This is a genomic window from Vibrio sp. D401a, from assembly GCF_030248515.1.
GTDB lineage: Bacteria > Pseudomonadota > Gammaproteobacteria > Enterobacterales > Vibrionaceae > Vibrio > Vibrio rotiferianus.
In genome coordinates this window covers 289,321-308,962 of the sequence record NZ_JAHGAI010000035.1, presented here as the reverse complement: position 1 = coordinate 308,962, position 19,642 = coordinate 289,321, and the positions used below count along the sequence as shown (strand labels likewise).

The window sequence follows — 19,642 nt, the reverse complement described above, 5'->3', positions numbered from 1 at the left end:
CTAATGACAAGTAACGTTGAGCCTACGGTAACAGAGCAAGACCGGGATTTTCTTAAGATTGTAGAAGAAAAGTTCATCCATATTTTTGATGTCTTTAATGAAGGCTTATTTTATATGGACGAAAATGGAGCAATGGTTTTTTACAATCAAAAATTCTATGAGCAGTTCGGTATTAACGCTGGAAGGATCAACCTCGACAGCTGGTTAGAGTTAGTGCATCCACTAGATCGAGAGCGCTTATCTAATCGCGTCGATGCGCACATCATCACCAACAATACTCGCGTCGCTACCACTTATCGCCTCCGCAAACCGAACGGGCAATATGTCTGGATCGAGGGCGTAGCCATGACCAAAGAAAGCGAGTATGGCTTATACATGGTCGGAAGCCATAGGGATATCTCTGAAAGAAAACTGATGGAGAGCTACATCCATCAAGTAGCGTTTCATGATAGTGCATCAGGAATCGCAAATCGCAGTAAGCTACTCCTAGACATAAAAGAACATAAACAAGCGAACTATGACCAAGCATCTCTGGTTTATATTCGTATCGAAGACATCAAATCCTTTATCAATCACTACGGTAATGACCTAGTGGAAGACTTGGTTGATAAACTGTTGGAGACGCTAAATCAACTTCCTCAATCAATCAGTGACGTGTATCGGATCCATGACGACGATTTTGCTATCCTCATCCATGAAGCATACGCACTCGAAGAGCTAATGGAGTTTGTAAAAACCATCAAGCAACATTACCACCAAGCGATGCGTGAAGATGGAAAATTACTTGGTAGTAACATCAGTATTGGCTTATACCCTACCTTTGATCTTGATCTTTCGGCGGAAGAAATCATTCACAAAGCCGCGCGAACCTGCCAATACGCTTGTGAAAAAAAAGAGAATCATATCGCGGTATACAGCCAAAAAACCCAACAGATTGTTGATAGATACTTCTTCATCGAGCAAGGCTTAAAAACCGCGCTCGACAACCATACCCTCAGCGTTAAGTTTCAACCTATTATTTGTGCTAAAAAAACAAAGATAGTCAGCTTTGAAGCCTTGGTCCGCTGGCGAAGCGAAGAATTTGGCGAAATTTACCCAGACGAGTTTATTCCAGTTGCCGAAAACAAAGGCCTTATCGTCGAACTTGGTTACCAAGTTTTCGCCAAAGCTTGTGCCTTTATTAAAGAGTATAGAGAGCGCTATCAAACCCAGACTCGTGTTAATGTGAACGTCTCAGTTCTGCAGTTACTGAATCGTGATTTCCCCGCGACCATAAAAGCAATGGCCGATGAGGCTGGAGTTCAACCAAACTCTATCGTATTGGAACTGACAGAAACCTTTATCTTAGACAGTAACCAAGCCGCAATTGAACCACTAAACGCGTTAAGTGAGATTGGTTTTGCGCTTTCTCTCGATGACTTTGGTGCTGGCTATAGCTCTCTCAATTGCTTCTTTGATTTACCAATGACGCAAATAAAAATCGATAAGAGCATGGCTTGGAAAACTCTGACGAATCACTCTTCTCGGGAGTACTTGAAGTTCTTAATCGCCATGTGCCAAGAAAATGAAATAGAAGTCGTCATTGAAGGTATTGAAGATGCCAAAATGAATGTGTTTTTCGCAGAACTAGGTGTTGATTACCTTCAGGGCTACTGGTTCTCTAAACCGCTATCTGTCGCGAGTGCTAGTCGATACACCCTAGTTCAGTCGTAGTTCCACTCATTTTCAGTGCTTGTAACAAAAAGTTCACCCAACCGCGCCTCATCTTATGGAATCCTGTGACGCGATTGGTTTGCTTTTTGGATAAAGGACTTCTAAGGAAGAATGCTACTTCATTACAACAGACTCACGAATGCTTCGATCAATATTGAAATTCGGAGTCTGCTCTTAGTACTAGCCATCATTTTTATTATTAACACGCCGATTAGCTATATTAAGCGAGAGAAAATTGAGGATCATGCACAACAAGTAGATGCGGCATATGAATCATATAAACTTCGTAAGAACTTGATTAGCAGCTACTTAAACTTATCGCATACCATTATTGCTAGTCACTATTTCGGTAATCCCATTCCTTTCGAGAACACTGTTCAACAGTTGCTCGCTGAACAATCACTGTTCAAGAGTATTCGGATAATATCAAATGAGCCTAGTCATCAATTTGCTAACAGTGAAATACCACCTTCTTATAATCACTTCTATAAAAGCCCTTTAAACGCTCAGCATACACAAACTGTTTTCTTCCCCAAAAAAGGCCTTGTCACCAAAATCGCTCCGATTTACCTGGAAAAGAAGCATACGGGCTACCTGCTTATCGATGTAAACGTGAGTGAGATGGTTGCAAACTTCCGTCACAACACAATTTTAATGAATGAAGATGGTTTTGTGTACGGTAGTAGTCATCCCAACATCGCTGCCTTCGATAGCTTAAAAGGGGAATATCAAAGTATTGTCGAGCAACTTTCAAGAACAAGGAGAGAAGCAGGAACGATGAACCTTGGCGAGTTCACCCTGGTTTATAAAAAGGCAGAGCCACTGGGCGAGAAAAAAACGTTCGTCATTCTACTCGTTAATTCAGACACCTTAACCCCAAATTATTTTTACGCATTCTTGTTCCTTGGAGCATTCGCGATAGGTATCTCGTACTACTTATATCTTGTTCGACACGACAAACGTGAGCTAAGCAAGATCACTTATCAAGACGAGCTGTCAGGCTTATATAACCGTCATTACCTCAAGAAAGTTCAAAAACAAACCCTAAAAGAGAATGCTTACTTCGTTGGGATGATTGACATAGACCATTTCAAATTAGTCAATGATACCTATGGACATGATATTGGTGACCAAGTAATTAAACGTGTCTCTGCAATGATAAAGAGTAGGATTCGAATCAGTGATTACGCTTTTAGAGTGGGAGGTGAAGAGTTTGTGGTTATGATAAAAACTGACTCGAAAGAAGTTGCTCACTCCATATTTGAACGAATCAGAAAAGACATTGCTAATACAAATACAGTACCAAAAGTAACGGTTTCTTGTGGCGTTAGCCCAGTAGAGCATTGCCTCCAGCAATCCATTAAATCTGCAGACGCCCTACTATACTTAGCCAAAAACAACGGTAGAAACCAAGTGAAAGATGCCGCTTAGCATCCATCACTCGAACCAACGAATCTACCTGAGAGTGATGACTATCTCAGTTTTTCAAACACAACACTTTGATCTAGATATTCGTGATATTGACTGTAGTCTAGGCCCATATCGAATACATAACGCGTCACCAAATTACGTACACATTCAATGAGCTGTTCAGCCTGCCATGGTTTTTCAAAATAGCGATCTATGCCTGCCGAGTTAATCGCGTTTATGGTATCCGTATGAGTTGCCTGACCAGTGAGTAATACTTTGCGAGTATGAACAAATCGAGAATCCTTAGATACCTCAGTGAGTAGCTCGACGCCAGTCTTACCCGGCATAACATGATCAGAAATCAGCAATGCAACCATTTCTCCTTCTGCATCAAGTTCGTCCATAAGCTCTAAAACTTCATCTGCTGATTCACAATCTTCAATGTTTAGCCATGTAGTCAGTGGCTGCAAATCTTGTAGGACAGCACTTAAAACCTCACGTTGGTCATCCACGCAAATCAAATTAAGCTTTTCCATGTTCTTCCTCTACAGGTAGTTTGATTCTAAATATGGTGATTTCTTTGTCGCTCTTAACCGCTACCGAACCGTTATAGCCAGCGATGATCCGTTTCACTATTGACAGGCCTAGGCCAAGTCCAAACGATAAGCCCCCCTTTTTGGTGGTAAAGTTTGGCTGGAAGATCTTTCGTCTTGTGGCCTCACTGATTTCAGGGCCATTATTTGCAATCGTGACGAGGATACGGTTTTTATTGACTCTGGTTTGTATATCAATTTCCGGAGATTCAGTATCTCTAAGTGCGTCACAAGCATTCTTTAAAATATTGACCCAAATCTGCACTAACTCCGTCTGCGAGCCAACAAATACTGGTAGCTCTGCAGGACTAAACTTCACTTTCACTCGCCTCAAATCACTTTGCAACAAAGCAAGCGCACGGTTTATTGAATCATTAATACTCAGAGCCTCATCAAGGTCAATATCAGTTCGACCTAGTTGCTTAACAGACTTAACAATCCCAACGGTGTGCTTGGAAGCCAATCTTAGATCATGAAGATCCCTCCCCATTTGCCAGAAACGAATCGCTTCTTCAGGTCGTTTAAGCCAGTGTTCGTTCAAATAGTCGGTTGGAACAGCACGAGCCAAGTCTCTTGCCAGATCTTTTGGTAAAGCGTACTGCTTTTCAAAATGTCTGCCTCGAGTTCGGGCTTCACTTGACGTCACTCTTTGCCCTTGCATCAAGCCATAATCAAAAAACTGACTCGCTTCAGGATGGATCTCTTCCAGTAGTTCCATAATCACCGTTTCTAAGCGTTCAGACTTACTGCTCACTACACCAATTGCGTTATTGAGCTCATGAGCAATGCCTGCTGCCAATTGACCTAATGTAGTCATTTGCTCCGCAGTATGAAGTTTCTGTAGCGCTTTCTCTTTTTCAAGAGCTTCTTGTGTCGCTCGTCGTTGGCGGCGTGACAGTTCATTAACGATCACCGGCATAAATTGCGCAGTTAATGGCCCGAACTCCTCTTCAGCGACAACCGGGGTATGACGTTCAATCCAAGCAAGCTCAACGTCTGATTGCGCAATCACTGTCGACGAAGCTGTCCATGTACCAGAGAAGAAGCTATGAACACCAATAAATGCCCCAACTGACGCTGAAAACACCTGAGTCTGACTCTTACCATCTTCGGAATAAAGACCAGCGAGTTCTCCAGAAAGTACGTAGTAAAGCCTCTCGTTGTAGCCCTCTTGCTCAATCAATATAGAGCCGGATGCCACCGTTATTCGTCGCTCTATATCACTAAAGTAACGCTCTACTAGAGCGTCCAGTTTACTCTCGTACATGAATTACCCGATATGACCCACAGTATGGAGGACCCACACCATTAAGAAACTCAGTAGCACACCAACAACACCCAAAACCACACCAACTCTTGCCATTTGGTTACTCTGAACATGACCAGTTGCGTGCGCTAATGCGTTCGGAGGTGTACTGATTGGCAAAGACATACCTAACGATGCCGCAAAAGTGACGACAAGAATCAACGTGACTTCGCCACCTAATGGTGTCAGTGACGCCATTGAAGTGCCAAGCGCAGCCATAATCGGCATTAACAAGTTTGCCGTGGCAGTATGAGACATAAAGTTCGCCATCAACAAACATAGGAATGCGGCCCCAAAGAGCACAACGTAAGGAGAGAACTCATCGAATGGAATGCTATGAACAACCAGTCGTGCTAAGCCAGTTTTATCAAGCGCTAACCCTAATGCGATACCACCTGACACAAGCCAAAGCACATCCCAAGATATTTTTTTCAAATCTTCTTTATTGATGATTCCCGTCAAAGAGAAAACAGCTACTGGAATCAATGCAACAGTATATGAGTTCATGCCATGAGCCGACCCCATCAACCAAAGCAAAATCGTACCCGCGAAGGTGATGTATACAATCATCGCCTTTGGCGTCTTTAGGAACTTACTCTTGATATTCAAGTCGATTGTTGTTTGTTCCGCTTTGTACATAAAGCCGATCAGGAACCAGGCTAGCGCCATCATAATCACAACAAACGGTACACCAAAAACCATCCACTCCCCGAACGTAATCAAGTTGTCTCCAACGAGATATTTCAAAGCAATCGCATTTGGAGGGGTACCAATCGGAGTGCCGATACCACCAATGTTAGCAGCGACAGGAATGCAGAGTGCGAATGCAATGCGCCCTGGATCCTTGGGGCCAAATACTGCAATGACCGGAGTTAAGATTGAGAGCATCATCGCTGTCGTGGCTGTGTTCGACATAAACATTGAGAACACTGCGGTAATGAGCATTAACCCTAGCATGACGTACTTGGGGTTCTGACCAAATGGCTTTAGTAACACGCGCGCTAAGTTGACATCCAGTCGATATTTAGTCGCTGCCATCGCAAGGAAGAAACCACCTAAAAATAGCATGATGATTGGGCTAGCAAACGTCGCCATGATTTCATTGTATTGCAACAATTGACCAAAGTGATCCTGCCCTTCATTTAGCCGAAAGAACACCAGTCCTTTGTTGGACACCAACAGTAGCTCCAACACGATAATAACGACGGAAGTGGCGTAAATAGGAATCGGCTCGAATACCCAACATAGCGCAGCCAACAAGAAAATGGCGATAACTCGTTGCTGGACGATAGTAATACCTTCAAACGGAAATGCCGAGAGAGGCAAAAGTAAAATGATTAACGGAATGACCGTTGGGACGATGTATTTTAGATAAGGGCGCATATACTACTTCTCTTCCTGAGATGATTAGCCTTTCGAATACAGGCGGAGTTCGAACAGTAGAGTGACAACTCTAAACAATCCGAACAGAAATTATGCGCATTACTTGAGGTGCAAAAATTAGTTTTAGATCAATGAAAAATGATTCATAACCAAAAAGTTATCTTATCTGTGTTCAAGCTCACTAAAAGTACGCAAAGCGATAAGCAAACCATTTTCGTAAAGGAAGATACCCAAGTAACCTCAAAATACTGGTTCTAACCTCGGATGCATCAGGCAATAAAAAGCCCAGAACAATGTCTGGGCAGTTGAATCAGATAGCGGTTGCTAAACGTGGTTTGTACAAACAGTGTTCACCATCAGGACGCGTTTTAAAACGACGGTGAAGCCACATGTATTGGCTCGGACTCGCCATGATCGACTTCTCGACTATCTTATTGACGAACATTGCCGCTTGATCTGGTTCATTCTTTGGAAAACCTTCAACAGGAGCACTGATCGTTAGCGTATAGTGACCATCACTTTCTCTAACCATAGTGAAGGGAACGATCGCGCAATCGGTAGCATCCACCAGCAAACTCGTACCGGTTGTAGTACATGCTCGTTTTACTGCAAATAACGGAGCAAAAGTAGAGCGACGAGTTCCGTAATCATGATCCGGGGCATACCATACACGCTCCCCAGAATTTAGAGCCTCTAGCATCCCTTTCACATTCTTTCGGTCGATTAACGTTCGGTTAGAGCGAGAACGCCCCTTGTATTGAAAATAATCAAAGCACGGGTTGTTATTTGGTCGGTAAACACCTGTCCCCGACTTTTTGATCCCAAATGCACGCGCACCGAGTTCCAAGTTCATAGAATGTACGGCCAACATCAGCGCACCTCTTCCCTGCTTTTCAAGCGCCTCTATGTGCTCCATTCCTTTAATAGAGACATGACTGTTGACTCTAGAGTCTGACCAAAACCAGGCCATCGCGGTTTCAAAAAGTGCAATACCAGTATTGTCTATGTTGTCTTTTAGTATTGCCGCACGCTCTGCTTCGCTCATAGAAGGAAAGCACAGCTCAAGATTACGTTTAATGGTCAGCTGGCGTTTTTTCATTAACCGCATAGCTAGACGACCAACACCTCTACCTAACGCTAACTGAACTTTAAATGGAAGTAAGCTCAATAAGTACATGATGCCAATGATAAGCAACGTTCCCCAATAACTTGGAGCAAGAAAAGCAGCCTTAAACTCAGGCTTTTTGTATTTATTCATGAAAGTGTCGCAAGACATAAATGTCTAATAAGTAAACGTTAACAATGATAATCAGTTTGCTTTTTATCATTGGCTGAGCTTATATCAAAAATCAAAGCGCGCGGATTCTATGGTTCTTCGACTCACTACACAATAAAAATCTTTCTAATTTGAGTGGCTGACCGATTTACGCGACAAACCACACATAACTCGTGCACATTATGAGCCTCTGCCCACTATACCCAAGACCTATTATTCCCAAGTGACTTCAAGGTGCAGGATTCAGAGCGTTGTCATTGAGTCCCTGTTTACCGAAAGTAAGCAAGGAAAACAACGCAGTGTAATAGCCAGCTCTTTCCAAGTCGTTTAACGCAGCAATCGGGGCATTCTCGCTGAACCTAGCATCTCGAGGTTGCTTGGGTATAGACATAGCTCTGTACATCGACTGGAGATGTGCTTTGTTTTCTATTCTTATCCGTGTAAAGTCTCGTTTTATTTGCCTTTAACGTTACTCATCTGTCGTAATTGGAATCATAATGAACATCGACACCCTCTTAGCCTTCGGTGGCATTGTCTTTTTCCTCGCTATTGTCCCTGGCCCAAATGCACTATTAATCCTGTTCACAGCACTTACACAAAGCCGTCGTTTTGCTGTTGCTAACATTCTCGGAGTCGCTCTGGGTTTTATGATTCACGCGTTTGTATCCGCAAAAGGTTTGAGCTTACTGCTTTCTCAATCCGCACTGGCATTCAACGTTCTAAAATGGATGGGCGTCGCTTACTTAGTATGGTTGGGGATTAATAACTTAAAAAGCGGTCTCAAGCTGGCAGACCAGAAGTTAAAGCTCGAACGTAAGATTGAAGAGCAGACTCTTAAACAAGCCTTTGTGAAGGGGTTGCTAACCAATCTCCTGAATCCGAAAATCGTTTTGTTCTATCTATCAATCTTCCCTCAGTTTGTGCAACCAGCACATATTTTTGAGCAAAGCATGATATTAGGTGCACTTCAGGCAAGCATTGTCGCAAGCTGGTTTTTGTTTGTGATCTTCTTTGCCACCAAAGTGAAAACGCTGCTGACGTCGTCAAAAACCAGTAAGTGGCTGAACTATGTCAGTGGTGGGTTGTTTATCTTCTTCGGCATTGGTTTAGCCAACACTCGTTTTTAGAGCCTAATGGCAGACATAAAAAGCACGCCCGAGAGCGTGTTTTTATTGCTTTTAAGTTAGCCAAAAATGGCAGCCAACACTAAGATTCCAACAAACAAGACCGCAACTAACCCTAGTAAATACGAGAGCTTTCCGGTTCCCCCTTTTGGCGCTTGATTACAGCATCCCATCATATCCTCCACTTTCTCACATACTCTGATAGCTTTAAACCTAGGCCCTTACCCAAGGGGAGAGTCAAACGTTCATTATGGCTCCTAGCTCTCTCTTCTTTTAGTACCAAATGAATCAATATAAACACTATTGTTAACATACAAATTTTGAATCAAAATTTCGTTTTCCAACCAGAGCAAACGTTTAAATTGATTACAAATAAGCCTCTGACACATCTATTCATTTTTGGGTAAATACATACCATTTTTAGCTATATACCCACAGATTCTGGCAGCCCTACAATACGCACGTCTTACTTGTAGCACGCGTGTTCTCCTATTGAGGCACGAGGCTCAATCACTAAAGGTATCGAATGAGCAGTATCGCCAAATCCGCCGTCAAACTCAGTGTCTTTTCTGTCATCATGATTACGGTCACATCCGTCGACAGTATCAGGAACATTCCGGGTGCCGCCTTATTTGGTAGTCACGCCATCTCTTTCTTCCTATTGGCTGGCTTTTGCTTCTTTGTTCCTACGGCGTTGGTATGTGCAGAGCTCAGCACCACCTACCCTCAGCAAGGTGGCGTCTATTTGTGGGGTAAAGAGACCATAGGTCCTAATTTCGGTTTTACAACGGTATGGTATCAATACGCTGAGAATATCGTTTACTACCCTCCGCTCATCTCCTTTATTGTTGCGACGGGTGCGTATCCTTTCTTCCCGGAACTGGCGCAGAACAACATCTTCATGTTGATCATGATTAACGTGATTTTCTGGGCGCTTACCTTGGTGAATATCTTCGGTCTACGTTTGTCTTCACTTATCACTAACGTGTTCGGCACTTTGGGACTTATCTTTCCTATCCTGCTGATCATTGGTTTAGGCGGATACTGGGCGTACACCAATCCAAGTGAATCACATATCTCACTGCGCCATGCGTCAGATTGGTTACCAGACTTTTCTCAAGATGGCATTGGGGCGGGATTTACTGCTGTCGTACTATCATTGACTGGCCTTGAAATTACAACCTCTTACGCGAGTGAAGTCGATAATCCACAAAAGACCTATCCGAAAGCACTTATCGTATCAACAGTGCTGATTTTAGTTTCTCTAACAGCATGTTCACTATCAATTTCTTCCGTAGTATCGAGCGATCATTCAAGCTTGAGTGAAGGGGTCATTCTGGCGTTCAAAGCGTTCTTCGATGATTTGAACATGTCATTCATGCTGCCAGTTATCGCGCTTGCGATAGTCTTTGGTAGCTTAGCGAGTTTGAACAACTGGATCATAGCGCCAACTAAGAGCTTACACGTGGCAGCGAAAGACCACTTTATGCCAATGACATTAGCAAAAGAAAACAAGAACCAAGCGCCGGTGCCACTCCTGCTCTTACAAGGGGCAATTGTAAGCGTCCTTTCTTTGGTGTTTATCTTAGTGCCAAATGTTAACCAAGGCATGTGGCTACTAAACATCCTGATGACCCAACTCTACATGGTGATGTACATCTGCATCTTCGTCTGCTTCTTAGTGTCACGTCGCAAGCATGCAGATATTCAACGCCCATTTCGTGTTCCGGGAGGAAAAGTGGGAATGATGCTGGTGGCTACTCTCGGCTTAGTAAGCTGTTCTGTAACGATTTTTGTGTCGTTTGATGTCCCTGCTGGCATAAGTGCAGAAACTGGTGCATACGCATTGATTCTTGGCTTTATTGCGTTCAGTTTACCTGCCATTGCTGCCGTAATGTACCGTAACCGTCAGCGCCGCCGAGACACACAATTGATTGAAGCCGTAGCAAACTAGCCTAAATACGCAACGATCAAAAAAAGCCAGACTGTGTCTGGCTTTTTTATTGGTAGTACGCTTACTCACCGGTATAAATACAACCTGCAGTACACGTCTCTTTAATTTCTACTTTGCTTAGTAGCGGTAAATTTGGCTTAAGCTGTTGCCAAATCCACTTAGAAAGGACTTCACTTGTTGGGTTTTCAAGACCTTCAATATCATTTAGGTAGTAATGGTCTAGGCGATCATAAATCGGTTTGAACGCAGCTTTAATTTCTGCAAAATCCACAACCCAACCAGTGTGCGGATCAACTTCACCTTCAACGTAAAGGCGAACAAGGAAAGAGTGTCCGTGTAAGCGACCACATTTGTGTCCTTCTGGTACATGAGGAAGGTGATGTGCAGCTTCAAACATGAACTCTTTGTATAGTTCGGTTCTCATTTTGGTTCTCGGGCTTTAAAAAAGACACGCAATACTAAGTAATTCACCCACAAGTAACAAGTGTCGCTTCTGTTAATAGAAACAATGATAGCCAAGCAATCAGTTAGCTGGGTCGTTTTTATAAAGCAGGATGAAGTGTCGCAAATTTGGCACAGCGTCAATCATTTGATTACATGTTACTCACATCACATTTACATAACCACATTATGTTTATGGTCACAATCATTCGTCAGCCTCATCGCTATACCTTACATAAGCCTCTAAAATTGTGGCGTTTATTCCAATAACTTTATAAAAATTATGCGCTCAACAATAACATTTAAGCTCCTAGTCGCGTTAATCGCAGTCTTTAGCTGCGTATTAGCTGTGTCTACCGGATACCAGTACTATCAACAAAAATCACTTATTAATGATGTACTGAGCGAACAACTGCATGACAAAGCAAGTAACTATTTTGACAGCCTAAATATGATGATGCTGACAGGCACAATGGTTCAAAAGGAAACATTGCGCCAAAAAGCCCTCGCTCAAGACGGAATCGAACAAGTTCGAGTCTTACGAGCGGACAGCGTGTCAAAGTTTTATGGGCCAGGCAAAGAGAACCAACTGCCACAAGATGATATCGACCGCCGAGCTTTAGCTGGTGAACTCGTTATTGAGCCGTTTACTGCGGAATGGGGTCAGGGAATGGTGGTGGCTTTGCCAATGAAGTCCAGTGAAAATTATCGCGGAACCAACTGTGTAGCCTGCCATATTACTCCTGAGGGTGAAGTGCTTGGTGCGATTCGTCTTGAGTACAACATGAATCATGTGAACTCAATGATCAACAAACAGGCCATGTTTGCGATTGGCATCATGTCCTCTATCGCCTTTATTGGCTTCCTCATTACCATGGGCCTAATCCGCAAAATTATCGTTCGCCCTATCCAAAAGATTTCACGCTTTATGTCTAACGTGAGCGCAAGTAAAGACCTATCGCAACGCTTGGAGCAGAAACAGAAGGATGAAATGGGGTTACTCTCACAATCTATCGATTCATTTATGGACACCGTTTCCGATAGTTTGGAAAGAGTACAAGATACCTCTCACTCACTTGCAGATTCCGCAAGCAAACTCACAAACGTCGCCCAATCAACCGATGAAGCCGCAGACAACCAGCAAGTAGAAACCAACGAAGTGCAAAGCAACATCAATGACATGCTGGATCAACAAGCAAATGTAGAACAAGCGACAGTTGACGCCACTGGATTAATCAATCATACGGTAGACGTTGCCACACAAAGTGCGACTCAGGCTCATGGCGTGAGTGAAGATATTAAAAATCTAGTCGGCGATATCGATCATGTAAGAGAGAAAATTTCGACGCTCAACCAACAAACCGAAGAAGTTTCCTCAATCCTTGACGTTATCAAAGGCGTAGCGGAACAAACTAACCTCCTTGCACTCAATGCGGCGATTGAAGCAGCACGTGCGGGAGAGCAAGGACGTGGCTTTGCCGTTGTCGCGGATGAAGTGCGTAACTTGGCTTCAAGGACAACGGAAGCAACGACTAACATCGAAAATATTATAACTCAGTTCCAACAAGGCAGCTCAGAGTCACTTTCTTCTGTGGATGCGGTTTGTCATCACGCACACCAACGTTCCGTAGATGTTGAAGAGCTATCCAATGCGATGAGAAATGTTGTCAGCGAAATGCATCAAGTTCTTCAACATGCGCAGAATATTCAGCACCAGACACAAGCCACTTCTGACGTAAGTAAACATATTCAAACTAAAGTCGATACCATAACCAAACACGCTAATGACACATCCGAGTCAGCGACTCTAACGCGAGACATCAGTGTGGATTTAGAACAATTGTCAGACCGACTAGAGCAATTACTTAACCAATTTTGCTTATCTGAAGAGAAAAGTGGACTCAAATGATAAAAATCTAGCCTTCAAACCAATATAAAGGTTGAAGCTGACGATTTGACAGGTAATATGTTCCGTTGAATCTAAAAAATTCTATCCAGCTCAATGCTTCGCTTGTTTTTTAAACAAATCCGTTTTAAGACAACTACTTTTGCGAGCGTTGAGTTGAATTTTTACCTCAATGGAGAATATTGAAAACATGACTTACGCGCCTGTATCAGACGTTTTGAAAGGTCAGCTAGCAGTAGACAGTGAAGTTACTGTTCGTGGCTGGATCCGTTCACGTCGTGATTCCAAAGCTGGAATCTCTTTCCTTGCCATTTACGACGGCTCTTGTTTCGACCCGATTCAGGCCGTGGTCCCAAATAATCTTAATAATTACGAAAACGAAGTGCTTAAGCTAACTACAGGCTGCTCTGTTGAAGTAACTGGTAAGATTGTTGAGTCTCCAGCGGCTGGTCAAGCGTTCGAACTTGCTGCAACTGACGTTAAAGTTGTAGGTTGGGTTGAAGACGCTGACACTTACCCAATGGCAAAAACTCGTCACTCTATCGAGTACCTACGTGAAGTTGCGCACCTACGTCCGCGCACAAACGTAATCGGTGCGGTAGCACGTGTACGTAACTGTCTATCTCAAGCGATTCACCGCTTTTACCACGAGCAAGGTTACTTCTGGGTATCTGCACCACTAATTACAGCTTCTGACGCTGAAGGTGCTGGTGAAATGTTCCGCGTTTCTACGCTAGACATGGAAAACCTACCTCGCACAGACAAAGGCGATGTGGACTACAACGAAGACTTCTTCGGTAAAGAAACGTTCCTAACCGTATCTGGTCAGCTAAACGCAGAAGCTTATGCTTGTGCACTAAGCAAGGTATACACGTTTGGTCCTACTTTCCGTGCTGAAAACTCAAACACAAGCCGCCACCTAGCAGAATTCTGGATGGTTGAGCCTGAAGTGGCGTTTGCAGAACTGGATGACGTAGCGAAACTCGCTGAAGACATGCTGAAATTCGTATTTAAAGCAGTTCTTGCAGAGTGTCGCGATGACCTTGAGTTCTTTGCTCAACGCATCGACAAAGAAGCAATCACTCGTCTAGAGCAATTCGTATCTTCTGACTTTGCACAAGTAGACTACACTGACGCAATCCAGATCCTTCTTGATTCAGGTCGTGAATTCGAATTCCCAGTTGAATGGGGTATCGATATGTCTTCTGAGCACGAGCGTTTCCTTGCGGAAGAGCACTTCAAAGCGCCAGTAATCGTGAAGAACTACCCGAAAGACATCAAAGCATTCTACATGCGTGCTAACGATGACGGTAAGACAGTAGCTGCAATGGACGTACTAGCTCCGGGCATCGGTGAGATCATCGGTGGTTCTCAGCGTGAAGAGCGTCTAGAAATCCTGGACGAGCGTATGCGTGAAGTGGGTATCGACCCAGAACACATGAGTTGGTACCGTGACCTACGTAAATACGGCACAGTGCCACACGCTGGCTTTGGTCTAGGCTTTGAGCGTTTAGTATCTTACGTGACTGGTATGGGCAACGTACGTGACGTGATCCCGTTCCCACGTACACCTCGCTCTGCGAACTTCTAATCACTGCTGAGTGATAAAGAATTAAAAAGACCTCCCTAGTGGAGGTCTTTTATTTTGTAGTAATTACGGTAAATATTGCACGTAATGCTTTGATTGTGCGCTTTTAACTATTGGCTCAACTTCACGCTCATGATACTTGCAGATTCTGTTACCTCCACATTGTCATTCTCATCGCTCATAACCGTGTGATGGTAGACACCACCAATCAAAACCGGCTTTTCGAGGTCTTTCTGCTTAATAACAAACGACGTGTTAATCTGATTTGTTGCATGTTTAATCTTGCTTGCTTTAATCACCGAGACATCTAATAGGTAGTCGGGATGAAGCTTCTTTACCGTTCCCGATAAATCGATACGTTCTTTATCATTGTCTACATGAGCTTCAAAATGATCATCAGCTTGGATCTCAGCCGTCAGTTTAGATTGATCATAAATCAAAGTGACGGATTTAGGCTCAACGTCCTGATTAGCAGCGCAACCAAACGTAAACACAGATAACACAAGCAAGATTGAACTCTTCATTCAATTTATTCCTAATTTTAAATGTGACTATTAAGGGTCGTTATCCTCGTCTTTATCTGCATGGGCGGCATACTTAACACCCAATACGCACAAACCAAACATAATAAAAGGGATAACTGCGGCGGTGTACTCAGTCCACGCCATATGAGAGAAAGACTTCGCCAAAATAAGATGTGCAAACACAAGTAAGAATGCACTAAAAATGGCAACGGCGATGAGCCTCAATTCATGTTTTACCAACTGCTTTTTCATTGTCACTCCTCCTTATCGATGACTCTATGGGAGAGTGAAACACAACCTTTCTAAACCGTTCTGATACAGTTAGTCGGAAAAAAGATCAAACAGTTCCGTTAGTGAAGCAAATCACCCAATTTACAGATGGCTTGCTCTACATTTTCATCTGCCGCTAATGAGGTATTAAGCCGCAGATAGTTTTCAAACTGTGCATCCAAAGAGAACAACTTGCCATGAGCAATGGTCACCTGTTCGGCAAGCAATGCTTGATAGAGCGTTTTACTACTGACACCTTTTGGCAGCGCTAACCAAAGAAAATACCCACCTTGCGGTAAATAAAAATTAACTTGCGCAGGAAGGTACTGTTCAAGAAGCTCAATAAATCGTTGTTGACGCCGTTGGAGCGTCTTACGCAACTTTCTTAGGTGATTATCGTAGCTATCGTTTTGAAGGTAATGTGCGACCCCCTGCTGAATAGGTGCACTGCCTGACAAGGTCGACATCAGTTGCAGCTTTTGGATTGCTTCATTAAAGCGCTTATTCACGACCCAACCTAAGCGATAACCTGGGCACAGGCTTTTCGACAGTGATCCGCAATGCAGTACACGCTCTTGTGTATCAAAGCTTTTCAATGCCACCGGCTTGCTATCGGAAAAATACAGCTCAGCATAAACATCATCTTCTATCACATAGACATCGTGTTGATTCGCAAGCTCAATGACACGCTGCTTTTTCTGGGCAGAGAGAGAGGTTCCTGTTGGATTATGAAAATTTGTCATCAGCCAGCAAGCTTTGATGTCGTGATTTTTAAATACTTCCGCTAGCTGCTCTAATGAATGGCCATCCTCCGCATCAACAGACACTTCTATCGCGTTTAAGCCCAATCGCTCGATGGCTTGCAGTGCACCATAGAAGGTCGGGGATTCTACGACTACGGTATCACCGGGTTGAGTGACAGCTTGTAGGCTAAGGTTAAGAGCCTCTAACGCACCAGAGGTGATCACAATATCATCATGAGTTAAACTCATGCCTTGCTGTATATAGCGCTGTGCAATCAAGCGACGAAGCGCTTCACTGCCGGGTGGAAGGTTATCTAATAAAGAATCCGGGGCCATTTTACGCCCAGAACTGGCAAGATTACGGTTTAACGCGTCCAATGGAAACAATGTCGGATCAGGAAATGCTGAGCCAAGCTTTATCGCCTCTGGTAACGCTTGATGCTTAAGAAAACCATACAACTCATCGTTGACTGACACTCGCAGAACGCTGCTTTCTGAATTTGAAGCTTCTAATCGTTCGAGCTCGGCGGTAACAAAGTACCCTGATTGCGGCTTTGCCGTCACCCACCCTTGAGCTTCTAACAATTGATAAGCTTGCAATACAGTTCCGGCACTCACCGAATGGCTCTGGCTTGTTATGCGAACTGAGGGCAATTTCTCCCCTGCTCTCCATGTGTTCTGTTGGATCTGAGTTTTAAACAACTCTGCCAATTGTCGATAGCGATTCATAATTCCCTCTTAAGCACCCGAAATGGCAAGATAGCATAAATCATCCCAAAAATTCCTAACGCTTTGTGCCAATGTTGTAAGATAACTTCTCAAACTTTGCCTTAGCATTTTACAGCGCAAAGTGTCATTTTATGTTCCATACTTTCAATGACATGAACACTCTCTCTGGAGGTAACGATGAAACTGTTTACCATGGACGATCTATCTTATAGGGGTACACATAAAGGCGTTCATAGTTGGGATCACCCTGATAGTGATACTCCGTACTACTGGCACCCCGACTGGCTCCATATTGCAGAGGATGCGTTAGGCTTACAGCCTAAATGTGAACTAGAAGTTCCGGATGGCGAAACGGCTACAGAAGAACACGCGAAAGAAGCCATTGTTAAGCATCTAAACAATGAATGATTCAGTTCACTCCGTTGGCTGCTACTCTTGTAGCGGCCACCTTAAACCTTGAGTTAAGCCGTTAATTTGCGTGCTAAAATTATTAATTGAGACGTTTACACTTTATTGGCGTTAATATCGACGACATAAATAGATTACTGTCACATTATTTTTGCAGGCATCTGTTACATTTATAACGTAATGGTGACATACCTCAACTCATGAACATGAGAGAAGATAATAATGACTAAGTACAACGAAAACGATATTAAATACAAAGGTGAGACTAACGGTGTTCATACGTGGAGCACAGCATCCGGTCAGCCTTATTACTGGCATCCAGATTGGCTGCATGTTGCTGAAGATGCGACAGGATCGCACCCAAAACAAAAACTAGAAGTTGAAGCAACTGAAGCGCCAACTGAAAAGCATGCCTTAAAAGCAATTCTGAAACACATGAATGACTGGGCGACAGAAAAGCTGTCAAGCAAACCAGACATTGAAACCAATGCTGTAGAATCAGAAATTAACCTAAAGAAATAGGTTTAATGATCCATTTCAAAGCCCCGCTTAGTCGGGGCTTTTTTAATTATTGAGCTAATTAATAACAAAAATCTATCAATGCGTGCAATCTATCGATAAAATTCCTGGTCTTTGATTTTACAAATTTAATATCAACTACGTATCTATCACATCCAAAGCCGCTTCTGTCTATTCAGTAAGCCAAAAAATAGAGTGAACGGTACGCTTTGATAAGGTAAAACTAACTATGGTGAATACTAACTACAATGCACCACTGACATTTAAACTCTATTTAGCGGCTGCATTTTTCTTTGGAACCTACGGTGGGCGTGTGTGCCCAATGCTTAGTACATTAAATGCATTTGAAGTCATTCTGCATTGTACGGTTGTCTTCTCAATTCTTTTTATAGTTCGACACTATATTCTCTCTCGACATCCTCTCATTGCAGATAACAGACAAGCTCTACTTGACGCCTCTTTATTTACTATTGCGAGTATCCCTTTCGCTGCGTTTTATAATCTGCAATATGACTTTACTTTGGACAGCAACGTAAAGGTTTTATTGGGTATGGCCTTGTTTGGTTTTCTTACTGGCCTGATCCTTCAACTACAAAGTAAGCTCGTTCACTTTGATGCTTTAAGCCACAAAAAGCGCTTCGATTTTGCACTCTCTGGCCAACGTCAATCCATTATTAAACAAATGATTGGAATGATGATCGTACTGCTCATCACCTTGACGACTATATTAACCATGGTTGCTGTGAAAGATATCTATTGGCTAGAGCAAAACCCAGAGCAAATCACCAACGGGCTCGGAAAGATCAGCTTCATTAAAGAGCTTGTCTACATTGCATTAGTCATTGGTGGTTATGTTATAGCTATCATGGTGCTGTGGACAAAACTGATGCAGAAGATTCTCCTTAGCCAGGAGGATGCATTAAAAGAAGTGACCCAAGGTAGATTAGAACATCGACTACCGATATTTGAGCATGATGAACTCGGCGCGATGGCCTGTCTAACTAACCAAATGTTAGACAGTCTGCAAGTCTCTCAAAATGAGGTAAAAACAACGCGTGACGTTGCTATCGTCAGCCTTTCTGCACTTGCTGAATCTCGTGATAATGAAACAGGCGCCCATATTCTGAGAACCCAAGAATACGTCAAAGTATTAGCAGAATATCTATCCAAGAATACCGCATACCAATCTTTGCTGACTCCAAACTACATCGAGCTGCTTTATAAATCCGCACCGCTACATGATGTCGGTAAAGTCGGTGTGCCTGACAGCGTCCTATTGAAGCCAGGTAAACTTACCGACGAAGAATTTGAGATCATGAAGGGTCATGCTGAAATTGGTGCAGAAGCACTATCAATAGCAGAAAAGCAACTAGGAAGTAGTTCATTTTTACGAGTTGCTAAAGAGATTGCCCTCACCCACCATGAAAAATGGGATGGCAGTGGATATCCAAACCAACTTTCTGGGGAAGAGATTCCTCTTTCAGGCCGTCTAATGGCGCTGGCTGATGTTTATGACGCACTAATTTCAAAACGTGTATATAAACCTGCATTCAGTCATGACAAGGCGAAAGCAATCATCTTAGAAGGAAAAGGCAAACATTTTGATCCTCAGATTGTCGATGCTTTCCTTGCGATCGAAGCTGAGTTTCAGCGTATTGCACAGCAATATCAAGATGAACAAAATATAGCCGCCTAGCCAATTATCCCCCTCTGAATCGCCAACTTAAGAGGGGTTTACATAACAAAAAACCTTGT

Annotated in this window: 17 protein-coding genes; 9 read left to right on the top strand and 8 right to left on the bottom strand. The window is 43.2% G+C overall.

Annotated features, from left to right (window positions below):
• The first annotated feature begins 3 nt into the window (after nucleotides 1-3).
• The gene (locus KIV41_RS15405) at nucleotides 4-1,713 is read left to right on the top strand and encodes an EAL domain-containing protein (protein ID WP_252041934.1); all 1,710 of its coding nucleotides are present in this window, start codon (nucleotides 4-6) and stop codon (nucleotides 1,711-1,713) included.
• A 111-nt stretch (nucleotides 1,714-1,824) separates the two neighbouring features.
• Complete coding sequence (locus tag KIV41_RS15400; RefSeq protein ID WP_252041933.1) at nucleotides 1,825-3,144, top strand: sensor domain-containing diguanylate cyclase; 1,320 nt, start codon at nucleotides 1,825-1,827, stop codon at nucleotides 3,142-3,144.
• 41 nt (nucleotides 3,145-3,185) lie between these two features.
• On the opposite strand, the gene KIV41_RS15395 is transcribed toward KIV41_RS15400, so the two are convergent.
• The 4 genes from KIV41_RS15395 to KIV41_RS15380 form a co-directional block, all read right to left on the bottom strand.
• The gene (locus KIV41_RS15395) at nucleotides 3,186-3,659 is read right to left on the bottom strand and encodes a response regulator (protein WP_038887363.1); all 474 of its coding nucleotides are present in this window, start codon (nucleotides 3,657-3,659) and stop codon (nucleotides 3,186-3,188) included.
• Nucleotides 3,646-4,983, bottom strand: a complete 1,338-nt coding sequence (locus KIV41_RS15390; protein WP_285336954.1) for a sensor histidine kinase — start codon at nucleotides 4,981-4,983, stop codon at nucleotides 3,646-3,648. The genes KIV41_RS15395 and KIV41_RS15390 overlap by 14 nt, the downstream gene beginning before the upstream one ends.
• 3 nt (nucleotides 4,984-4,986) lie before the next feature.
• Entirely contained in the window at nucleotides 4,987-6,405 is a 1,419-nt protein-coding gene (locus KIV41_RS15385) for a DASS family sodium-coupled anion symporter (RefSeq protein ID WP_010447677.1), read from the bottom strand.
• Nucleotides 6,406-6,715: 310 nt separating this feature from the next.
• Nucleotides 6,716-7,663 (bottom strand): LpxL/LpxP family Kdo(2)-lipid IV(A) lauroyl/palmitoleoyl acyltransferase, encoded by a 948-nt coding sequence (locus KIV41_RS15380; RefSeq protein WP_038887378.1) that lies wholly within the window; start codon nucleotides 7,661-7,663, stop codon nucleotides 6,716-6,718.
• A gap of 515 nt (nucleotides 7,664-8,178) precedes the next feature.
• On the opposite strand from KIV41_RS15380, the gene KIV41_RS15375 reads away from it, so the two are divergent.
• Complete coding sequence (locus KIV41_RS15375; RefSeq protein WP_252041929.1) at nucleotides 8,179-8,808, top strand: LysE family translocator; 630 nt, start codon at nucleotides 8,179-8,181, stop codon at nucleotides 8,806-8,808.
• Nucleotides 8,809-9,331: 523 nt separating this feature from the next.
• On the top strand, nucleotides 9,332-10,759 hold the full coding sequence (locus KIV41_RS15370) for an APC family permease (RefSeq protein WP_252041928.1): 1,428 nt from the start codon (nucleotides 9,332-9,334) through the stop codon (nucleotides 10,757-10,759).
• A 61-nt stretch (nucleotides 10,760-10,820) separates the two neighbouring features.
• Here the strand turns inward: KIV41_RS15370 and queD are convergent, their stop codons facing one another.
• Nucleotides 10,821-11,183 (bottom strand): 6-carboxytetrahydropterin synthase QueD, encoded by a 363-nt coding sequence (gene queD / locus KIV41_RS15365; protein ID WP_010447667.1) that lies wholly within the window; start codon nucleotides 11,181-11,183, stop codon nucleotides 10,821-10,823.
• Nucleotides 11,184-11,483: 300 nt separating this feature from the next.
• Between queD and KIV41_RS15360 the strand changes: the two genes are divergently transcribed.
• Together KIV41_RS15360 and asnS are read left to right on the top strand one after the other, a co-directional pair.
• Nucleotides 11,484-13,109, top strand: coding sequence for a methyl-accepting chemotaxis protein (locus KIV41_RS15360; RefSeq protein WP_285336953.1), 1,626 nt, complete (start codon nucleotides 11,484-11,486; stop codon nucleotides 13,107-13,109).
• Nucleotides 13,110-13,296: 187 nt separating this feature from the next.
• Nucleotides 13,297-14,697, top strand: coding sequence for an asparagine--tRNA ligase (asnS, locus tag KIV41_RS15355; RefSeq protein WP_045387711.1), 1,401 nt, complete (start codon nucleotides 13,297-13,299; stop codon nucleotides 14,695-14,697).
• Between the two features lie 107 nt (nucleotides 14,698-14,804).
• Here asnS and KIV41_RS15350 read toward each other — a convergent pair whose 3' ends face one another.
• The 3 genes from KIV41_RS15350 to KIV41_RS15340 form a co-directional block, all read right to left on the bottom strand.
• Nucleotides 14,805-15,218 carry a hypothetical protein gene (locus tag KIV41_RS15350; protein WP_285336952.1) on the bottom strand — a complete coding sequence of 138 codons (414 nt, stop codon included), beginning with the start codon at nucleotides 15,216-15,218 and terminating at the stop codon, nucleotides 14,805-14,807.
• Nucleotides 15,219-15,248: 30 nt separating this feature from the next.
• The gene (locus tag KIV41_RS15345) at nucleotides 15,249-15,470 is read right to left on the bottom strand and encodes a hypothetical protein (RefSeq protein WP_010447660.1); all 222 of its coding nucleotides are present in this window, start codon (nucleotides 15,468-15,470) and stop codon (nucleotides 15,249-15,251) included.
• A gap of 98 nt (nucleotides 15,471-15,568) precedes the next feature.
• Complete coding sequence (locus KIV41_RS15340; RefSeq protein WP_252041926.1) at nucleotides 15,569-16,960, bottom strand: PLP-dependent aminotransferase family protein; 1,392 nt, start codon at nucleotides 16,958-16,960, stop codon at nucleotides 15,569-15,571.
• A gap of 177 nt (nucleotides 16,961-17,137) precedes the next feature.
• Here KIV41_RS15340 and KIV41_RS15335 point away from each other — a divergent pair, with 177 nt between their 5' ends.
• The 3 genes from KIV41_RS15335 (at nucleotide 17,138) to KIV41_RS15325 (ending at nucleotide 19,583) form a co-directional block, all read left to right on the top strand.
• Nucleotides 17,138-17,368 (top strand): hypothetical protein, encoded by a 231-nt coding sequence (locus tag KIV41_RS15335; protein ID WP_010447656.1) that lies wholly within the window; start codon nucleotides 17,138-17,140, stop codon nucleotides 17,366-17,368.
• A gap of 222 nt (nucleotides 17,369-17,590) precedes the next feature.
• Nucleotides 17,591-17,890, top strand: a complete 300-nt coding sequence (locus KIV41_RS15330) for a hypothetical protein (protein WP_045387721.1) — start codon at nucleotides 17,591-17,593, stop codon at nucleotides 17,888-17,890.
• 226 nt (nucleotides 17,891-18,116) lie between these two features.
• Nucleotides 18,117-19,583 carry an HD-GYP domain-containing protein gene (locus KIV41_RS15325; RefSeq protein WP_285336951.1) on the top strand — a complete coding sequence of 489 codons (1,467 nt, stop codon included), beginning with the start codon at nucleotides 18,117-18,119 and terminating at the stop codon, nucleotides 19,581-19,583.
• Nucleotides 19,584-19,642: the final 59 nt, after the last annotated feature.